General features: G+C 68.0%; 2 protein-coding genes. Both read left to right on the plus strand.

What is annotated here, in order from left to right; translation table 11 throughout:
- Positions 1-383, plus strand: a 383-nt coding sequence (locus AOK23_RS30945) for a DUF8175 domain-containg protein (RefSeq protein ID WP_476718310.1), incomplete at its 5' end; no start/stop codon positions are given.
- The coding region (locus AOK23_RS30950) for a hypothetical protein (RefSeq protein WP_055715881.1) at positions 373-1,442 on the plus strand (1,070 nt) is incomplete at its 3' end. The genes AOK23_RS30945 and AOK23_RS30950, both read left to right, overlap by 11 nt.

Genomic DNA, 1,442 nt, shown 5'->3' on the forward strand with positions numbered 1-1,442 from the left:
GCAGCCTCGACAAGGCGTACGACAAGAACTTCCTGTCGAACGTCGGCCTGGACGAGAACGGCAACGCGCCGTCCGGCAGCACGTACGTGTCACGGACCATGCCGGTCGGCACCAAGACCACGAGCTACTCGAACACCACCGCGACCGTCGACGTCTGGTGCACCGGTGTGTTCGGCATGGCCGCGGAAAACACCACCAACCCGGTCACCAGCGACTGGTTCACGATGACGCTCCAGATGCGATGGGCCGACGGGGACTGGAAGGTCGACAGCTTCTCCCAGAAGGCAGGCCCCGCACCGGTCAACGGCGACAACAAAATCTCGACGTCCGAAGAGGTCTCGAAGGCCGTGGAGGAGTACGGAGGGTTCACTTATGCCCGGTAGCACCCGTCGCGTACTCACGCTCACCGGAGCGGTCGCAGCCGTGCACGTGGGCCTCGTCATGCTCGCGACCCGCGCCGCAGCCGAGCCCACGCCTTCGCCTTCGCCCTCGTCCAGCGGTGACTCCTGCTCGCTGCTGTCCGGAGCGGCCCGCGAGTACTGCGAGAAGGACGACGGAGGAGGCGGCAGCGGCGGCGGCACCGGCACCACGCCCAACGACATCACCTCCACCCTCGACCCCCTCTCCTCCCTCGCCCAAGGCTGCGCCGACGCCGCCTCCTGGACCATCGACAAGCTGTCCGCGGCCGTCAACGAGACCGCGAACGTCGACTTCACGAACCCGAAGTTCCTCCAGCAGTACGCGGTCGTCTTCGCGGCGTCGACGATCCTCACGCTCGTCCTGTGGCTGCTCGCGGTCGCCAAGCGGGCCGTACGAGGCGTCCCCCTCACCACGGCCCTGTCGGAAGCCGTCGGCTTCCTCTGGCTCACCGTCCTGGCCTCCGCCTTCACCCCCCTGATCCTCTACACGATCGTCTCGGCGACCGACGGAGTCACCGAGGTCCTCGCCAAGGCCACCGGCGACCAGACGGACACGTTCTTCGGCACGTTCTCCGGCGCCCTCAAGAAGGGCGAGGACATCGGCGGCGGGCCCATCATGCTCATCGTCGTCTCCCTCGTCTCCATCCTCGCCGCCGGCGTCCTCTGGCTGGAGCTCGTCATCCGCGCCGCCCTGCTCTACGTCGGCGCCCTCCTCGGCACCGTCGTCTACGCCGGCCTGGTCGACAAGAACCTGTGGGGCCACGTCCGCCGCTGGGCCGGCATCATGATCGCGGTCATCCTCATCAAGCCCGTCATCGTGATCGTCCTCGGCCTCGCCGGCGCCCTCTCATCCGACGACGGCCCCGACGCCTTCTCCGCCGTCGTCTCCGGCCTCGCGATCATCCTCCTGGCCATCTTCGCCTCGGCGATGATCTACCGCTTCGTCCCCGGCTTCGGCGACGAGATCGCCAACTCCCGCAACAACCGCCTGATGAGCGGCGCCGAAAGCAAGGCCGCCGCCGT

The sequence above is a fragment of the Streptomyces torulosus genome (assembly GCF_001419765.1).
Taxonomy (GTDB): Bacteria; Actinomycetota; Actinomycetes; order Streptomycetales; family Streptomycetaceae; genus Streptomyces; species Streptomyces torulosus.